Source organism: Kurthia massiliensis (assembly GCF_000285555.1).
Taxonomy (GTDB): Bacteria; Bacillota; Bacilli; order Bacillales_A; family Planococcaceae; genus Kurthia; species Kurthia massiliensis.
Map to the genome: position 1 here is coordinate 8,746 of NZ_HE611001.1, position 15,502 is coordinate 24,247.

Annotated in this window: 19 protein-coding genes; 6 read left to right on the forward strand and 13 right to left on the reverse strand. The window is 40.8% G+C overall.

The window, feature by feature from the left end:
* Window positions 1-107: 107 nt before the first annotated feature.
* Window positions 108-695: a peptidylprolyl isomerase gene (locus tag KMHG_RS12880; RefSeq protein ID WP_010290092.1), complete on the reverse strand. Its 588-nt coding sequence runs from the start codon at window positions 693-695 to the stop codon at window positions 108-110.
* 172 nt (window positions 696-867) lie between these two features.
* Here KMHG_RS12880 and KMHG_RS12885 point away from each other — a divergent pair, with 172 nt between their 5' ends.
* Together KMHG_RS12885 and solA are read left to right on the forward strand one after the other, a co-directional pair.
* Entirely contained in the window at window positions 868-2,730 is a 1,863-nt protein-coding gene (locus KMHG_RS12885) for a transglycosylase domain-containing protein (protein ID WP_010290093.1), read from the forward strand.
* Between the two features lie 119 nt (window positions 2,731-2,849).
* Entirely contained in the window at window positions 2,850-3,992 is a 1,143-nt protein-coding gene (gene solA / locus KMHG_RS12890) for an N-methyl-L-tryptophan oxidase (RefSeq protein ID WP_010290094.1), read from the forward strand.
* Window positions 3,993-4,007: 15 nt separating this feature from the next.
* On the opposite strand, the gene KMHG_RS12895 is transcribed toward solA, so the two are convergent.
* The 5 genes from KMHG_RS12895 to KMHG_RS12915 form a co-directional block, all read right to left on the reverse strand.
* Window positions 4,008-4,571, reverse strand: coding sequence for a DUF5366 family protein (locus tag KMHG_RS12895; protein ID WP_010290095.1), 564 nt, complete (start codon window positions 4,569-4,571; stop codon window positions 4,008-4,010).
* Window positions 4,568-5,842: a M17 family peptidase N-terminal domain-containing protein gene (locus tag KMHG_RS12900; RefSeq protein WP_010290096.1), complete on the reverse strand. Its 1,275-nt coding sequence runs from the start codon at window positions 5,840-5,842 to the stop codon at window positions 4,568-4,570. The genes KMHG_RS12895 and KMHG_RS12900 overlap by 4 nt, the downstream gene beginning before the upstream one ends.
* 81 nt (window positions 5,843-5,923) lie before the next feature.
* Window positions 5,924-6,415 carry an NUDIX domain-containing protein gene (locus tag KMHG_RS12905; RefSeq protein WP_010290100.1) on the reverse strand — a complete coding sequence of 164 codons (492 nt, stop codon included), beginning with the start codon at window positions 6,413-6,415 and terminating at the stop codon, window positions 5,924-5,926.
* 66 nt (window positions 6,416-6,481) lie between these two features.
* Window positions 6,482-7,687, reverse strand: a complete 1,206-nt coding sequence (locus KMHG_RS12910; protein WP_010290101.1) for an NAD(P)/FAD-dependent oxidoreductase — start codon at window positions 7,685-7,687, stop codon at window positions 6,482-6,484.
* A gap of 115 nt (window positions 7,688-7,802) precedes the next feature.
* Window positions 7,803-8,168: a HesB/IscA family protein gene (locus KMHG_RS12915; protein WP_010290103.1), complete on the reverse strand. Its 366-nt coding sequence runs from the start codon at window positions 8,166-8,168 to the stop codon at window positions 7,803-7,805.
* Window positions 8,169-8,302: 134 nt separating this feature from the next.
* On the opposite strand from KMHG_RS12915, the gene KMHG_RS12920 reads away from it, so the two are divergent.
* On the forward strand, window positions 8,303-8,977 hold the full coding sequence (locus KMHG_RS12920; protein WP_010290105.1) for a DUF2225 domain-containing protein: 675 nt from the start codon (window positions 8,303-8,305) through the stop codon (window positions 8,975-8,977).
* 46 nt (window positions 8,978-9,023) lie between these two features.
* Here KMHG_RS12920 and KMHG_RS12925 read toward each other — a convergent pair whose 3' ends face one another.
* Window positions 9,024-9,302, reverse strand: a complete 279-nt coding sequence (locus KMHG_RS12925) for a NifU family protein (protein ID WP_390619169.1) — start codon at window positions 9,300-9,302, stop codon at window positions 9,024-9,026.
* Window positions 9,303-9,326: 24 nt separating this feature from the next.
* On the opposite strand from KMHG_RS12925, the gene KMHG_RS12930 reads away from it, so the two are divergent.
* Window positions 9,327-9,659, forward strand: a complete 333-nt coding sequence (locus KMHG_RS12930) for a YuzD family protein (protein ID WP_010290110.1) — start codon at window positions 9,327-9,329, stop codon at window positions 9,657-9,659.
* A gap of 114 nt (window positions 9,660-9,773) precedes the next feature.
* Here KMHG_RS12930 and KMHG_RS12935 read toward each other — a convergent pair whose 3' ends face one another.
* The gene (locus tag KMHG_RS12935) at window positions 9,774-10,844 is read right to left on the reverse strand and encodes an NAD(P)/FAD-dependent oxidoreductase (protein WP_010290111.1); all 1,071 of its coding nucleotides are present in this window, start codon (window positions 10,842-10,844) and stop codon (window positions 9,774-9,776) included.
* 176 nt (window positions 10,845-11,020) lie between these two features.
* Between KMHG_RS12935 and KMHG_RS12940 the strand changes: the two genes are divergently transcribed.
* Window positions 11,021-11,272: a YuzB family protein gene (locus KMHG_RS12940; RefSeq protein WP_010290112.1), complete on the forward strand. Its 252-nt coding sequence runs from the start codon at window positions 11,021-11,023 to the stop codon at window positions 11,270-11,272.
* 49 nt (window positions 11,273-11,321) lie between these two features.
* On the opposite strand, the gene KMHG_RS12945 is transcribed toward KMHG_RS12940, so the two are convergent.
* Together KMHG_RS12945 and KMHG_RS12950 are read right to left on the reverse strand one after the other, a co-directional pair.
* Window positions 11,322-12,080: a TIGR01457 family HAD-type hydrolase gene (locus KMHG_RS12945; RefSeq protein WP_010290113.1), complete on the reverse strand. Its 759-nt coding sequence runs from the start codon at window positions 12,078-12,080 to the stop codon at window positions 11,322-11,324.
* 1 nt (window position 12,081) lies between these two features.
* Window positions 12,082-12,534: a DUF86 domain-containing protein gene (locus tag KMHG_RS12950; protein WP_010290114.1), complete on the reverse strand. Its 453-nt coding sequence runs from the start codon at window positions 12,532-12,534 to the stop codon at window positions 12,082-12,084.
* A gap of 82 nt (window positions 12,535-12,616) precedes the next feature.
* Here KMHG_RS12950 and KMHG_RS12955 point away from each other — a divergent pair, with 82 nt between their 5' ends.
* Window positions 12,617-12,880, forward strand: a complete 264-nt coding sequence (locus KMHG_RS12955) for a DUF3055 domain-containing protein (protein ID WP_010290115.1) — start codon at window positions 12,617-12,619, stop codon at window positions 12,878-12,880.
* Between the two features lie 15 nt (window positions 12,881-12,895).
* Here KMHG_RS12955 and KMHG_RS12960 read toward each other — a convergent pair whose 3' ends face one another.
* The 3 genes from KMHG_RS12960 to KMHG_RS12970 all read right to left on the reverse strand — a co-directional run bounded on the left by KMHG_RS12960 (window position 12,896) and on the right by KMHG_RS12970 (window position 15,461).
* Window positions 12,896-13,270, reverse strand: coding sequence for a YutD family protein (locus KMHG_RS12960; RefSeq protein WP_010290119.1), 375 nt, complete (start codon window positions 13,268-13,270; stop codon window positions 12,896-12,898).
* A 19-nt stretch (window positions 13,271-13,289) separates the two neighbouring features.
* Window positions 13,290-14,216, reverse strand: a complete 927-nt coding sequence (gene lipA, locus KMHG_RS12965) for a lipoyl synthase (RefSeq protein WP_010290121.1) — start codon at window positions 14,214-14,216, stop codon at window positions 13,290-13,292.
* 126 nt (window positions 14,217-14,342) lie between these two features.
* On the reverse strand, window positions 14,343-15,461 hold the full coding sequence (locus KMHG_RS12970; RefSeq protein WP_026022108.1) for an HD-GYP domain-containing protein: 1,119 nt from the start codon (window positions 15,459-15,461) through the stop codon (window positions 14,343-14,345).
* Window positions 15,462-15,502: the final 41 nt, after the last annotated feature.

Sequence of the window (15,502 nt, forward strand, 5' to 3'; positions counted from 1 at the left end):
AAATGAGCATAAAAAACCCGGAATCGCGCTGTGGCGCGGTTCTGGGTTTTTGTTGCGAACGCTAAAAAAGGAAAACGAAATGTTTTGTCCAGCCTCTTTTATCGTTATTATTCAGCAACTGTTACTGAAACGATTTTAATATCTTCTTTTGGTTTGTCTTGGAAACCTTTTTCGACTTTAGCCATTGCGTCAACAACGTCCATACCGTCAATTACTTGACCGAATACAGAGTGTTTGCCGTCTAACCAAGGAGTACCGCCAACTTGTTTGTAAGCTTTTAATGCTTCTTTTGGCCAGCCGCGTACTTCACATTGTTTGATGATGCTGTTATCAACTTGTTTCGCTTGCACGATGAAGAATTGAGAACCGTTTGTGCCAGGACCTGCATTTGCCATTGATAATGCCCCGCGGAAGTTGAATAATTCTGGATCGAATTCATCTTCGAATTCAGAACCCCAGATTGATTGACCGCCCATACCAGTACCTGTTGGGTCGCCACCTTGAATCATGAAGTTATCGATAATACGGTGGAAAATGATACCGTCGTAGTAACCATCTTTCGCATGTGTTACGAAGTTTTCAACTGTTTTTGGTGCTTTTTCTGGGAATAATTTAAATGTGATATCGCCCATTGTTGTGCTCATAACGACTTTGATTTCATTTTCTTGTACTTCAGGTGTTAATTGTGGATACATCGTATCGCTCCTTATGTCATTAATATTTTACGCTCATAGTCTATCATACATAACGCGCAATTTCAGTTATAAGCTGTGAATTCCCTTCTTTTTCGATAAAACTACGTAATGACTGTGTAATTTATGCTATTCTTTTAGATGAGTATTTCAAACTATAGCGAGGGGGATTCTCGTGAAAAAAGTATTTGGTTCTTTCTTTATTATTACATGTATTGCCCTCCTTGTTTTGCTTTTTCAACGAATCGGTAACGAACTCAAATCAGCACGCTCATTTAGCAATCAATTTGAAAACGCTGTAAACATTACTGAACCACGTACAAATATTGTGCCGACGGTGTTAAAAGACCGCAACGGTGACATATTTTCGGAAGAATATAATGAATGGCGTCAACCAGTCAAACTTGCTGACGTCCCTGAATTTATGCAAAACTTATTTATTTATAGTGAGGATGCTAGTTTCTATGACCATATGGGTTTCAATATTGCCGCGATTACGCGTGCCTTCATGGTGAACAAATCTAGTGGTGAAACAGCACAAGGGGCTAGTACAATTACACAACAACTCGTACGTATGCGTTATTTATCGCAAGAAAAAACTTACGAGCGTAAAATACTCGAAATTTTTTACGCCTACGAACTAGAACGCAAGTCAACAAAGGAAGAAATTTTAAACAACTATTTAAACGAAATGTATTTTTCAAACGGTGTGTACGGTGTGGCCGCTGCAGCGACGTATTATTTCGATAAACCACTCGATCAATTATCGCGCGCAGAAATGGCTTTTTTAGCCGCTATTCCGAACAATCCGAGCTTGTACAATCCTGTAACGCATTTTGACAACACGAAAAAACGTCAAAAACGTTTGTTAAACAAAATGGTCGAGCAACATATCATTTCAAAACAACAAGCACAACTATGGAAAGCGGAACCGATTCACCTACGCATCAAGCAAAAAATTCAGATGTATCCAGCGTATAGCTCTTACGTCATGAATGAATTAACATGGCTCGTTTCCTTAGAAGACGGCTATCAAAAACGTCTCAACAATGCATTAACATCTCGTCAACGTGCCAACATTCGTAAAGAATTAAAACAACACGTCAACAAGTTGTTAGATGACGGATTAATTATTGAAACTGCATTAAATCCAGCGAAGCAAGTTGCCGATACACGCGGTGTCGATAATATGATAAAAGGTCACAAGGATTTACAAGCTGCTAGTATCGCAATCGACAATGATACGCGCGAAATCGTTAGCGTATATGGCGGTAAAAACTTTAAACATTACGAATTCAATCGCGCTTATCAAGCCGTCCGCCAACCGGGCTCTGCGATTAAGCCGATTTTAGACTACGCGCCTTATGTTGAAAAATATAAAGCAACGACCGATAAAGTCGTCAGTGGTGCACCGTTCTGTTATAAAAATTATTGTCCAGAAAATAAAGGCGGTACCGTTATCGGTGATATTTCATTGAAAAACGGCTTTAAATATAGTTTTAATACGGTAGCGATTCGTCTATTTGACCGCGTCGGTGTAAAAGATGCGTTTAAAGCGCTTGATCAATTCGATTTCCGTTCGGTTACAAAACACGACCGTAACTATATTTCTGCACTCGGCGGTTTCGAATATGGTGTAACGGCTGCAGAATTAGCAGATGCATATACCGGCTTCATTACCGGAGATTATTACCGTTCACACGCCATTCGTACTGTTAAATCACGCGATGGTAAAGAATTGTATGCTTGGCCAACGCAAGCAAAAGAAGTATGGGCACCATCGACTGTTAAAACGATGCGTGCTTTATTAAAAGAAACTGTCGCGACAGGTACCGCAACTGCTGTTAAAGTACCTGGTGCAAAATACGTCGGTGCAAAAACCGGAACGACGAATAACTACTTCGATTTGTGGACAGCTGGTTTAACAGACAAATACACGTCCGCTGTCTGGATTGGTTACGATACACCACGTAGTATGGCCGCATTAGAAGATGCTAAAATCCAACAAAAAATCTTCTCACGCATGGTGAGTGAATAATGAAAAGCGCAAATTGCCCAGTGCAATTTGCGCTTTTTTAAGTATTATTGTCAAAATAGTTTGAAATTAAAATATGTTTGTCCTATAGTAAATGAAAGTTGAAAAAATGAGGTGGGCATATGCATTACAATTATATCGTTATCGGCGCTGGCTCTATGGGTATGGCAGCCGGTTATTATTTAGCACATTCAGGTCATCATACGTTATTGCTAGATGCCTTTAATCCCCCGCACGATCATGCTAGTCATCACGGTGAAACGCGTCTTATTCGTTATGCATATGGTGAAGGTATTGCTTACGTACCCCTTGCATTGCGCGCGGGTGAACGATGGCGCGCACTTGAAAAGAAAACGAAGCGACAACTATTCCATGAGACGGGTGTAATAAACGTTGGGCGCAAGCAATCATCGTTCGTCCAAAACGTCATAAACAGCGCAAAACTTCACAACATTCCACTCGAAGTACTAGATGCCCCTACCGTACATAAACGTTGGCCTGGCATGCGACTACCTGATGATTACGTTGCTTGTTATGAACCGACTGCAGGTGTTTTAAAAGTAGAAGACTGTATCAATGCTTACCGCCAATTAGCGATTGAAGCAGGTGCCGTCATTCGTACGAACAGTCGCGTCGCAACGATAACACCTGGAAATGTCATAACGGTGACGACAACAGCTGGGACGACATTTACGGCTGACCGCGTCATCGTCACAGTTGGTGCTTGGGCAAAAGCGTTACTTGCGCAAACGAATCTCACATTGCCTGTGTCACCAATTCGAAAAACGTTCGCGTGGTATGAAGCAGATGCATCACTTTATAGTGAATATGCGCACTATCCCGGCTTCTCTTTCATGTTAGACGATGCCTGTTTTTACGGTTTTCCGAGTATCGATGGCGCTGGCATAAAAGTTGGACGACATGACGGTGGAATACCGATTTCACCAGATGAACCACGTATACCATTTGATGATACCGATGCTGTAGCGCTCGATCAATTTCTCGCTACTTATATGCCACAAGTCGGTGCGCGTAAATACGGAAAAACGTGCATGTATGCGATGACACCGGACGAGCATTTTATTATTGACCAACATCCACATTATCCGAACATCACCTTTGCAGCCGGATTTTCTGGACATGGCTTTAAATTTGCGAGTGCTGTCGGCGAATTGTTAAGCGAGCTTGCGACGACTGGTCAAACGACACAAGATATTTCGATGTTTCGATTAAACCGTTTTACACAAAAAGAGACGTACCGCTAATGCGATACGCCTTTTTTAATTGAACGGTAAACTTGATAATACGACGTTGTACAGTTTAAACACCGCATAAGTAATCGATGTTAAAATAACCGCCCATACAACAATTTCAAACATCATGACTCCGAGTACGGCGCCAAATGAAATAATATTGCTTAATTTATATGTGACAAAAATAAAGTACACGAATACCGATACTAAAAAAATTAGCCCAAGTATGTATAAGTTCGTTAACCCCGCAACGGATACGAGTGAACCGAAGAAAAAGACAACGCTGCCGCCACGTACTTTATTGACTGCACTATCGACTGTGTCTTTTGTGAAAAATAACATTCCAACTTCGTGAATCGTCTCACCGATTAGCTTTAACGTTGAAAAAACCATAAAGTATAGCGTCGCAAAAATAACGAGTAATAATGCGCGCATTTGCACTTCAGATAAAAATTCGCGCATTCCGGCGTATACACCGATACGACGTGATACGGCAATCGCTTCGTTTACGCTATAGAGACCGAACGTTAAACTAAATAAAACGATTGAAATCAGTGGTAAATAACTGTATATATACGGATTTTTAATCATGTTGTTTCCTCTTTAACTAAATTTCTAAATCGTACATCGAGGTGAATAAATTGCTGACGTATGTCCACCGGTAACTCTAAGTGGCACCAAGGGACCGGCGCAAATAAATGATACAAATTGGCACGTTTCAATGTACGTGCTGTTTCATGATGGGCGACTAATACATCGGCTTGTCGTGCAGATGTTGGTTTCATCGTTTGCACGTGTACCGTTGTCGGTTGCGCAATCGGTTGATTTGAAAATGCGATGACAGCCTCTGCCCCATATAAGGCAAGATGATCTGCATGTAAATTGTCTACTGACGTAATACTTTTTGCTCGTTGCGTCGCAGCAAATGCTAATACGTCTGTTATTGCGATATCTTTCGCATGTGCACCTTGTCCGATTTCAAGCGTCTTGCCAATCATCGTCGTAATCACCGTATGTGGCAACAACGACTTAGGCGTACCGAAAACGAAAACACCCATTAAGTCATATTGCGCGGTCATCAAGCAAGCGTTGAAAAGTGGCATCATTGATTCACCGAGCATCATCGTAGCCGTTACGGCATGTTGCGCTTGCAACGTCGCATTGACGAGCAATACGTGTACGTCTTGTTCATACGCTGCACATAATGCCCCAAAACCTAACGTCGCCAGCATATCGTACGTAAAATGATGCACCGGTAATTGATGCTGTGCGCAAAACGTTTCAATCGTTTCGCAAACGCGTGCTGACGTTAAAATATTTCGCGGTTCATCCGCAATCAAACGGAATCGACGTGTCCATTCACTTTTTTCTACAGCGCGTTCAACAGTGTCTACTTGCGCTGTGACGAAGTACAATTGTTCTATACATACATCGGCTTCATTTGAAAAAGTTTGATAGCGTGGTATAACATAACTACCGTGCGCGATATTTTCAACTGCGCTAGTACACAATTGTTGCGGCGAAAACATCGGCGTCATAAACGTCTCGATGAATAACGTCGCCGTACGCCATTTTCGCTTCATCATATAGCGTCCGATCGTTTCAAATATAGTCGCCATCTGATCACTATGTAGTTGTTTCCGATGGTCCATACCAACGCATAACACCCGTCCTGTTTTCGTTGGAAATACGGTACATGCCCCTATCGTTAAATCGATATCACCTGATTTAATCCAATCATCGAGTGGTAAGCCGAGCATCTCGACCGTTTGTGCCCAATTCGTTACTGTTTGTTGATGGCGTGATACACCGACCACGTATACATCTGTTTGTTGCATCGTTTGTACAATTTGTACGTCCAACAAAATCACCTCGTTTAACGCCTATATTATATCAAAAAAGAGAGAGTTGAAGTTGGCGATTCGCCGAACTCCTCCTCTCTTTTAGAAAAATAATTTATAAGCGGTATAGCCGAACACATTATCATCTTCTAAATGATCGAGTTTAATCGGCTTCGCTTTTAATTCTAACTCCAATAGTTCTAAAATCATTAATGACGTACGCGGGTCTTTTGCAAGTTCTTCTGGTGCCATCCAACGGACTTCATACAGTTCATCTAACTGTGCTTGCAACTGCTGCTCCGCTGTATGCGCGGTTAAATAAAAGACTGCTAAATTGTCGCTAATATCATATTGCAATACACCTGTACGGAAGCCTAAAAAGCCTTGCATCGACGCTTTTACATTTGTCTCTTCTAACAACTCGCGTTGACACGCTTCATCAACCGTTTCACCAGGCTTTACAAATCCTGCTGGTAGCGACCATTTGCCGTCCAACCCACCGTAACGTTTCATCACGACGAGCCACTCACCAATCTCATTTTCTACAAGCCCTGCTACTCCTAACCATACACGTGAACGTTCATTATTATCCATCGGCCATTCCCTCCTGACAGTTCCATTACTATTGTACGAGGAAATGCTCTAAAAATAAAATTTTAGCTACTTGAATATATTAAACTTCCCTTTTTTCGCAATCAATCCTGGGCCACCGACTAAAAAGAGCGCATGATTATCAATCATTTTTTTCAATACAGCCGCTTTGCGACCTGTATATTCGCGCCCTTTAACGAGTGCAATGCCATCTCCTTTTCCGAGTGAACAAACGGACCCTTTTAAATTCGGCATAAACGGCACCATTGGCTCATCAGCGAATAGTCGTTGTAAATTGAGCGCAATCGTTTCGCCTTGTTGCATCGCAAGTTGTGCTGTCGGTGGATATGGCTTTTGTTCGTATCGGTCTATCACGATAGAACAATCACCAACGACAAATACATTTGGATATTGTTCAACGTTTAATGTCGGCAATACTTGAACGCGACCACCCGCAGATGGTAATGACGATGCTTCTACGATACTTGAACCTTTTACACCAGCCGTCCAAATAATTGTCGACGTTGGAATGAACGACTCTTGTTGCTGTTGACGAACGGTAATGCCTTTATCCGTACATCCGATAATTGCTGTCTGTGTCATCCATTCTACGCCGCGCGCAGTTAATGCTTGTTGTGCATATTGCGCTAACGTCTCTGGAAAATCTGGCAAAATCGTCGTCGCAGATTCGACACAAATGACGCGCAATGTTTCTAACGGTATATGATAGGCCGCGGCTAACTTCGGCAATTGATCGACGAAAGTACCTAAAAATTCGATTCCTGTAAAACCTGCACCACCGACGACAATCGTCGCATCTTCCGGACGACCATATTGTTCGTAACGTGCAAATTGCGCATTCACATGTGCCCATACTTTACTCGCAGCGAGCGCATTTGAAATTGTTAATGCATGTTGTTCAATCCCTGGAATGTTGTAATGTTGCGCTTCGAATCCTAAACCGACAATTAAATAATCGTATTCGTACGTACCATGGGACGTCAACACTTGTTGTTGTTCTACATCTAGCGTTTCTACTGTAGCTTGCACAAATCGTACTCCTTGTTTTAAAAGTGGCTCAATTTCATAACAGACATCATTAGCAGAAATTGCACCAGCAGCTGCCTCATGCAACCAAGTCGTTTCATAGTGGTAATCATTTTTGTTAATGAGCGTAATATCGACTGTATCTAACGCGATTTTCCGTTGTAATGTAACGACGGATGCTAAGCCCCCATAGCCTGCGCCGACAATGACAATTTTCGTTTTCCCCATCGTAAATCCCACCTTTACTAACTATATTTATTATTACCATAACATGAATAAATGACCGATGACAAAAAAAGGGAAATAAAAAAGCGAACCGTCTAAACGATTCGCTCTAAAGCTATTAGCAGCTTTCTGGTGTACCTGCTACTTTTGCTGTACGGAATGAAGAACCGCAACCGCAAGAAGCGATCGCATTTGGATTATCGATTGTAAAACCGCCACCCATTAATGATTGTTTAAAATCAATCACAGTACCGTTTAAAATCGGAATATCTTGCGTGTTGACAACGATGTTTAAACCGTACTCTTCGTACGTTTCATCGGTATCTGCTACTTCTGTATCAAAGCCCATTGCATATGTTAAACCACTGCAACCGCCGCCTTTTACTGATACGCGTAAGTATGCGTTTTGTTCTTCGTTGTTTTCCATCATCTCTTTAATATGGAAAACAGCTGCTTCTGTAATGTCTACTACGTGTTTTGTCATATTTACACCTGCTTTCTCTATAGTGTTATCATATCAATTTTAGTCGCAATCGTAAAATAGTTGAACTTGTGTCTTTTTTAGCGCAAAGTGATATAATATACCTAATGAATAGAACGGGAAATGAGGGCTATATTATGGAAGTTTCACCCTATTACGAAAAACAAATAGACTGTATACATTGCAAAAAGAAATTTAAAACGATGAAAGTCCGTTCGAAGATGTTAAAGATTAGTGCGACAGAATCAGATTTTAGACCTGTCTATGATAATGACGTGAACGGTTACTTTTATAACGTCTTTGTGTGCGAACATTGTGGCTTTGCATTTACAGACGATTTCACAAAATATTTTATGCCTGGTACAGCTGAACTAATTGAACAACAAATTACGTCCCGTTGGGTGCATCACGATTTTTCTGGTGAACGTACACCGGAACAAGCGTTACAAGCGTATCAATTAGCAATCGTCTCTGGCCAAATCAAAAAAGAAAAACATGTGAGTCTAGCGGGCCTTGCGCTTCGATGTGCATGGATTTATCGCACGCTTGAACAACCGAATGCCGAACAACGCTTTTTACGTCTCGCACGCGATCAATATGCGGAATCATTTACGACCGGAGACTTTTCAGGTACACCGATGACAGAAGTCCGCATCGCCTATTTAGTTGCTGAATTATCACGTCGCTTAAATGATCGCGAAACAGCAATTCGTTATTTCTCAACAGTTATTGAACAGCAAACGACTGCGAATGATCCGAAAATCATTGAAATGGCGAAAGAAGCATGGAATGACATGCGTTACGAATCATAAAAAGGAGCTCCTAAACGGAACTCCTTTTTTATATCGTTGATCATTATTAGAATACTTGTTCTACTTCAACAACGCCTGGCACTTCTTCTAAAAGTGCGCGTTCGATACCGGCTTTTAACGTAATTGTAGAACTTGGGCAGCTACCGCATGCACCTAGTAAGCGTAATTTTACAACGCCATCTTCTACATCGACTAGTTCACAGTCGCCGCCATCGCGTAATAGGAATGGACGTAATTTATCAATAACTTCTTGTACTTGCTCTAACATTTCGTATCGACTCCTCTCTCTAAAATCATTATAATGTCTATAAGCTAAAAAATCCATCAAAGAAACACGGAGGCGGAAGAAATGACAAATCAAGCAATTGAAATTGAAATCTTCGGGGCAGACATTCAATGCGCAAGTTGTGTGAATGCACCATCATCGAAAGACACGTATGAATGGCTTCAAGCAGCAATCGATCGCAAATACCCAGGACAACCTTACACTATCAATTATATTGATATTGAAGCGCCAATTGAGAATGAACGTCAGCAATCATGGGCCGCGCGTATTCAAGAAGATGAGTTTTTTTATCCACTCGTGTTAATTAACGATGAAGTGATTGGTGAAGGCTATATTCAACTAAAACCAATTTATCGTGCATTAGAAGCAAAAGGATTCGAAGCACCTACTGCTTAACGAAAAAACGTGTCATGATGGCACGTTTTTTAATTTGTATTTTTTTCCACATTAAAAAAAGAGGTCGGCATCTCACAACCGACCTCTTTTTTATATCCATTTATATATAAATGCTTAACCGTTTTGGTTTTTGTACATCCAAAGTAAACCTGATTTCATCATACGTGCTACGCGACCTGTTACAGTTGCATCGCCTAAGTTAACGAAACCTTGTTTTTTACCTAATGCACCCATGAAGCCTTTTAGCTTGATTGGTGATAGTTTTGCTGGCAATGTTTCACCTTTCCAGCGTTTTTGAAGAACGATCGCAATACGGTCGCCTTGTTCTTCAGCAAGTTGCGCACTTGGACCACCGACTGATGAATGTGCACAGTCACCGACAACGAATACGTGCTCATCTACTGGTAAGTGGTAGTGCTCTGTAATTTTAATACGGCCACGTTCCATTTCAACGCCGTCAACTTCACGTGCAACAGCAACTGGACGAATACCAGCAGTCCACACGATTAAGTCCGCTTCAATGCGATCTTCGTGGTTGTATAATGCGCCTTCTTCTACTTTTGTAATATCAGATTTCGCAATGACTTCTACGTCATGTTTATCGAACCATTTTTGTACATAACGGCTTAAACGTTCTGGGAAGTCTTTTAAAATACGTGCGCCGCGGTCGAATAATTTGATTTTTAGATCTGCGCGACTTTCACGTAATTCTGATGCAAGTTCGATACCAGATAAACCAGCACCAACGACCGCAACAGTTGCACCTGCAGGTAATGCACTAATTTTATCGTAGGCGATACGAGATTTTGCCATTGTTTGAATTGAGTATGTGTTTTCTTGAGCGCCTGGTACGTTGTGATAGTTATCTTCACAACCTAAACCGATGACAAGATCATCATATTTTAATTCAGTTCCGTCTTCGAAAATAACCGCATTGTTCGCACGATCGATTTTTACGACTTCACCATATACAACTTTTAAACGATCGTGGCTGGGGAATTGCACACGAATGTGGCTTTCTGGTGTTGTACCGGCAGCAAGTGCGTAAAATTCAGTTTTTAAACTATGATATGGGGCGCGGTCTACTAATGTAATTTGAACGTCTTGGGGAAGGTTGTTCGGAAGTAAACGTAGTAATACACGCATATTACCGTAGCCGCCGCCTAATAATACTAAGTTTTTCATTATCAGGGATTCTCCTTTTTATGTGACAATTTAGTTACAAACTTTTCTATCCTTTAAGAGTATAAATGATTGTGATACTTTTCACAATATCTTTGTGATAACTTTCACAATTAAATTTCGTTTAATTGACGAAGCTCACAAAACTGTAGTACGATTCTCTACTAGAGGTGACAAATTTGAATCCATTAGTAGAATTTTGCGTCAGTAACTTAGCGATGGGTGCGCAACCGGTATTTGAAGCACTTGAGAAAGATCCGAATGTTGAAGTGCTAGAATACGGTTGCTTAAGCTTTTGTACCCGCTGTTCAGCGTCACTATATGCCGTCGTTGAAGGTGACATCGTTGAAGGTGAAACGCCAGAAGCATTGTTGAAAAATATTTACGAAGCCATCGACAACAATCCGATGTTTTCGTCTTACGAATTTTAAAATCAAAAGCGGGTACATGCTATTAAACATGTACCCGCTTTTTTTATCGTTATAGCCATTCTGCTAATGTTTTTACATAATAAGTTGGCTGTTCTACTTTTTGTCGAACGATTTCTTGACGCGTCACGCCTGTGTCGACGTGTAACGTATCAATGCCGTAATGAATACCGACCAAAATATCGGTATCATAATTATCTCCAATCATCACCATCTCTGATTTATCAAAGCCAAATGCATCACGAATAATTTCTAACATATGTGGCGCTGGCTTTCCGATAATGAGTGGTGCTTCGCCCGTCACGTTTTGAACGAGTTGCACGAATGAACCATTTCCTGGTGCAAAACCACGTTCTTTCGGCAATTTTAAATCACCGTTTGTCGCGATATGTTTCGCACCTTGTTGGATATCAAAACATGCTTCTTCAAGCATCGTATACGTCATGTTGACTGTTAAGCCTTGCACTAAAATGTCCGGGTTTTCCGAAACGATTTCAATACCTTCAGCAGTAATTGCTTCGACTAAGCCACCTTGGCCGAGCACTTTAACCGTTTCATTCGGATAATGCTTCGCAATATATTTTGCCGTCGCAATCGATGATGTCATTAAATGATCCATCGGCACGACGATATCCATGGCGCTTAATTTTGCGTGTAGCTCTGCTTTCGTATACTTCGCATTGTTCGTCACCATAAATGGCTCGATGCCTTGCGCTTGTAATTGATGAATAAATGCGACCGCTTCTGGAATCGCTTCCGTTCCGCGATATACTGTACCGTCTAAGTCGAAACAATATGCACGATACTTCATCTTAATCTTCCTCAGGAATAAACGCTGTTACGACTGTACCCATTTCTTTTTTCACGAACGCTTCAATTGATGCGCGTAATTTTTTAATTGTCGGTACGACTTGTGTTAACACGCGTAATACTTCTTCGTCTTCTACATCTAAAATATCGCGTACTAATGCACGGCGTAGTGTTAATAATAATTTTAAATCGGCATCAAATGCTGCTGGCACTGCTTGTTCATCTACTAAAATGTCGATAATATCTTCGTAACTACCAGGATCGCGCATCACAAATCCATCGATCATTGTGTTACCGATGTCGATGATTGCTTCGATATATACGTTAGCAATACGTTCTAACGCAAGTTTAGATACCGCATCTTCTAACCAATTATCACGTGCTTCAAAAACGTCCGTGATTTGATCCATATAGTCTAAGTTTTTTGTAATTTTTTTACTGTCGATAAAATACACAGCAATTCCTCCAATTGAAAAAAGTTGATAGTCTCTTCCTTCCTATAGTACCATATCTTTAACAATGGAAGGTGGAATTGATTTGGACAGATTTTTCTTGTACGACGACATGGAAGATACACAAACACGCTTCGTTAGCTTTATGGGCGAAAATCAGCGCTACGATTTAGCGATTATGCAAAGCAATCGTTTTTACGGCAAAATTATCGTCATGGATATGCAAATGAATAAATTTGCTATCATCGGCTCAGATGACTTAGATGAACCTGGTTATTTAGAACATGTGTATAACCGCCCTGCCGACGAGGCACAAGAATTACGCGAATACTTACATGAATTAGTATAAAAAAAAGCGAGATACCTAATCAGGCGTCTCGCTTTTTTCTGTTTGCTGTTGTTGCACTGGTTCCGTCACTTGTGGTGTAACTTCTTTTGTTTCTTTAACCGGTGCTGGTCGTTCAATTTTGCCGAGTTTACGTACGATGAAGTAAGCACAACCAAAATTGCAATATTCGTATAAGTAATCGTTGAGTGTGCTGATCTTCGTATCAAAAGTCGCTTTTTGATTGCGATCTTCATAAAACCCTTTTAGGCGTAATTGACCGTAGCCCCAATCCCCTACGATATAATCGTATTTCGATAAAATGTCGGCATAGCGTCCTTTAAAATCTTCTTCTTTAAAGGCGTTGCGATAATCTTGCACGACTTCGTATTCATATTGATCCGCAACAATCATGTCTCACCCTCCTAGGTGATTACGAGCCAGCTTGAAGTTGGCGTTCCTTCGTTGCAGCATTTACTTGCTCATCAGCGTGGTAACTACTACGTACGAGCGGACCTGCCTCACAATGTTTAAAGCCTTTTTCCATCGCAATTTTACGCAGACGACCAAATTCAATCGGCGCATAATATTTTTGAACAGGTAAGTGCTTTTTCGTTGGTTGTAAATATTGACCGATCGTCATAATATCTACATCGTTGGCGCGTAAATCATCCATTACTTCGAGAATTTCTTCTTCCGTCTCCCCTAATCCTACCATAAGAGATGACTTTGTAGGAATGTCAGGTTGCATTTCTTTTGAACGACGTAAAAATTCTAGAGAGCGATCGTATTTTGCTTTCGCACGAACTCTCGGAGTGAGGCGGCGAACCGTTTCGATATTATGATTTAAAATATCCGGTTTCGCATCCATTAAAATTTGTAGATTTTCCTCCACGCCACCCATATCAGATGGTAGCACTTCAATAGAAGTTTGCGGACTTTTACGGCGGATAGCGCGCACTGTTTCAGCCAGTACACTCGCGCCCCCATCCTTCAAGTCATCGCGGGCTACAACTGTTATAACGACGTGCTTTAAATTCATTAATACAACGGAGTCTGCTACGCGTTCTGGCTCTGCTAAATCGAGCTCAGTCGGCAAACCAGTTTTAACTGCACAGAAGCGACATGCACGCGTACAAATAGATCCTAAAATCATAAATGTCGCTGTGCGTCGCTCCCCCCAACATTCATGAATGTTCGGGCAGCGTGCTTCTTCACATACAGTGTGTAGGTTTTTTTCTCGCATTAAAGTTTTTAATTCTTTATATTGTTTATTCGCTTTAATGTTAATTTTTAACCAATCCGGTTTGCGGACGTGTTGTCGTTTTTCGTCTTTCGATGTCGGTTTACATGATGACATAGAACTTCAACTCCTCATTATGTGTATTAAATGACGTCCCCACAGCCACTTTATCACATTTACTACCAACAATACAGTATATTAGGAAAATTTCATAAAAAAAGAAGATGGCAGATATCCATCTTCTTAACGTGTATATTCTTTTTGCTCAGATGCTAAATAACCTGTTTCTACTTTGACGATTTTAATGTCGGTTGCTTCTGCTAATGCTAGCTCATATGTCGCTTTTAACAGCACGTTATTTTCTTCAAAAATACGTAGCTTCGGGCGCAATGTATGACGTCGGTCTTGTTTTGACACGATACCACGTCGACCGTCTTCTAGTAATACAACTGTACCATTCGGATAAGCTGCAATTACTTTTTTAAACGCGTCAACGACACGCTTATCGTATAATGTACCCGCGCCTTCTTCGATAATTTCTAACCCTTCAGACGGTAACATTTTGCTGCGGTAAATACGGTTAGACGTCACCGCATCAAATACGTCTGCAACGGCGATAATTTTCGCATACGGATGAATTTCAAAATCGACTAAGCCACGTGGGTAGCCACTACCATCTAAACGCTCATGATGTTGGAAAGCACAATGCGCCGATAATAATGAAATCGTGTGTAAGTTGCGTAGTATATCAAAACCAAACTGTGTATGTTTTTTCATCGTGTCGTATTCTTCGTTCGTTAAACGACCCGGTTTCTGTAAAATCTCTTGAGGAATTAATATTTTGCCTACATCATGGAGCATGGCACCGATACCAATTTGTCGTACTTCTTCTGCGTTATAATGCATTTCATGTGCAATCGAAATCGAATAAATCGTTACTTGTAATGAATGCTGATAAATGTACTCATCATAAATAAACGCATCGCTCAACACTGTAAGGAGCTCATCGTTGCCAAAAATACTGTCCATTAAACTGTTAATGATCATCGTAAATTCTTTTGAACTCTTCTCTAAACAATATGTGACATCTGTTCCTTTTAAACGTTGGAGCGTTTTGAATGATGTTTCAATTTTATTCACAGCCGCATTACGTACTTTCGGAGAAATCGCTTCCGGCACGTCTATATCTTTTGAAATTTCATCATCGATATAAACGTACTGAATGTTCAAATCTAATAATCTTTTAATAATACGTTGCGTAATACGAGCGCCTTTTTGTAATAATGGCATACCCGAGTCGTTCCAAATCGTCTTCGCAATCACCATTTCTTCTCTAAGAACTTTGGTTGATATAAGCCTCATACTTTTTCCTCATTTACTCTATAATGATACACATATTATAT

Excerpts from the sequence above, each read along its gene's own strand:
- KMHG_RS12880 (WP_010290092.1), bottom strand. The coding sequence starts at position 695 with ATGTATCCACAATTAACACCTGAAGTACAAGAAAATGAAATCAAAGTC.
- solA (WP_010290094.1), top strand. The coding sequence starts at position 2,850 with ATGCATTACAATTATATCGTTATCGGCGCTGGCTCTATGGGTATGGCA.
- KMHG_RS12895 (WP_010290095.1), bottom strand. The coding sequence starts at position 4,571 with ATGATTAAAAATCCGTATATATACAGTTATTTACCACTGATTTCAATC.
- KMHG_RS12905 (WP_010290100.1), bottom strand. The coding sequence starts at position 6,415 with ATGGATAATAATGAACGTTCACGTGTATGGTTAGGAGTAGCAGGGCTT.
- KMHG_RS12910 (WP_010290101.1), bottom strand. The coding sequence starts at position 7,687 with ATGGGGAAAACGAAAATTGTCATTGTCGGCGCAGGCTATGGGGGCTTA.
- KMHG_RS12915 (WP_010290103.1), bottom strand. The coding sequence starts at position 8,168 with ATGACAAAACACGTAGTAGACATTACAGAAGCAGCTGTTTTCCATATT.
- KMHG_RS12920 (WP_010290105.1), top strand. The coding sequence starts at position 8,303 with ATGGAAGTTTCACCCTATTACGAAAAACAAATAGACTGTATACATTGC.
- KMHG_RS12925 (WP_390619169.1), bottom strand. The coding sequence starts at position 9,302 with ATGGATTTTTTAGCTTATAGACATTATAATGATTTTAGAGAGAGGAGT.
- KMHG_RS12930 (WP_010290110.1), top strand. The coding sequence starts at position 9,327 with ATGACAAATCAAGCAATTGAAATTGAAATCTTCGGGGCAGACATTCAA.
- KMHG_RS12935 (WP_010290111.1), bottom strand. The coding sequence starts at position 10,844 with ATGAAAAACTTAGTATTATTAGGCGGCGGCTACGGTAATATGCGTGTA.
- KMHG_RS12945 (WP_010290113.1), bottom strand. The coding sequence starts at position 12,080 with ATGAAGTATCGTGCATATTGTTTCGACTTAGACGGTACAGTATATCGC.
- KMHG_RS12960 (WP_010290119.1), bottom strand. The coding sequence starts at position 13,270 with ATGATTGTTGCGGATCAATATGAATACGAAGTCGTGCAAGATTATCGC.
- lipA (WP_010290121.1), bottom strand. The coding sequence starts at position 14,216 with ATGTCATCATGTAAACCGACATCGAAAGACGAAAAACGACAACACGTC.
- KMHG_RS12970 (WP_026022108.1), bottom strand. The coding sequence starts at position 15,461 with ATGAGGCTTATATCAACCAAAGTTCTTAGAGAAGAAATGGTGATTGCG.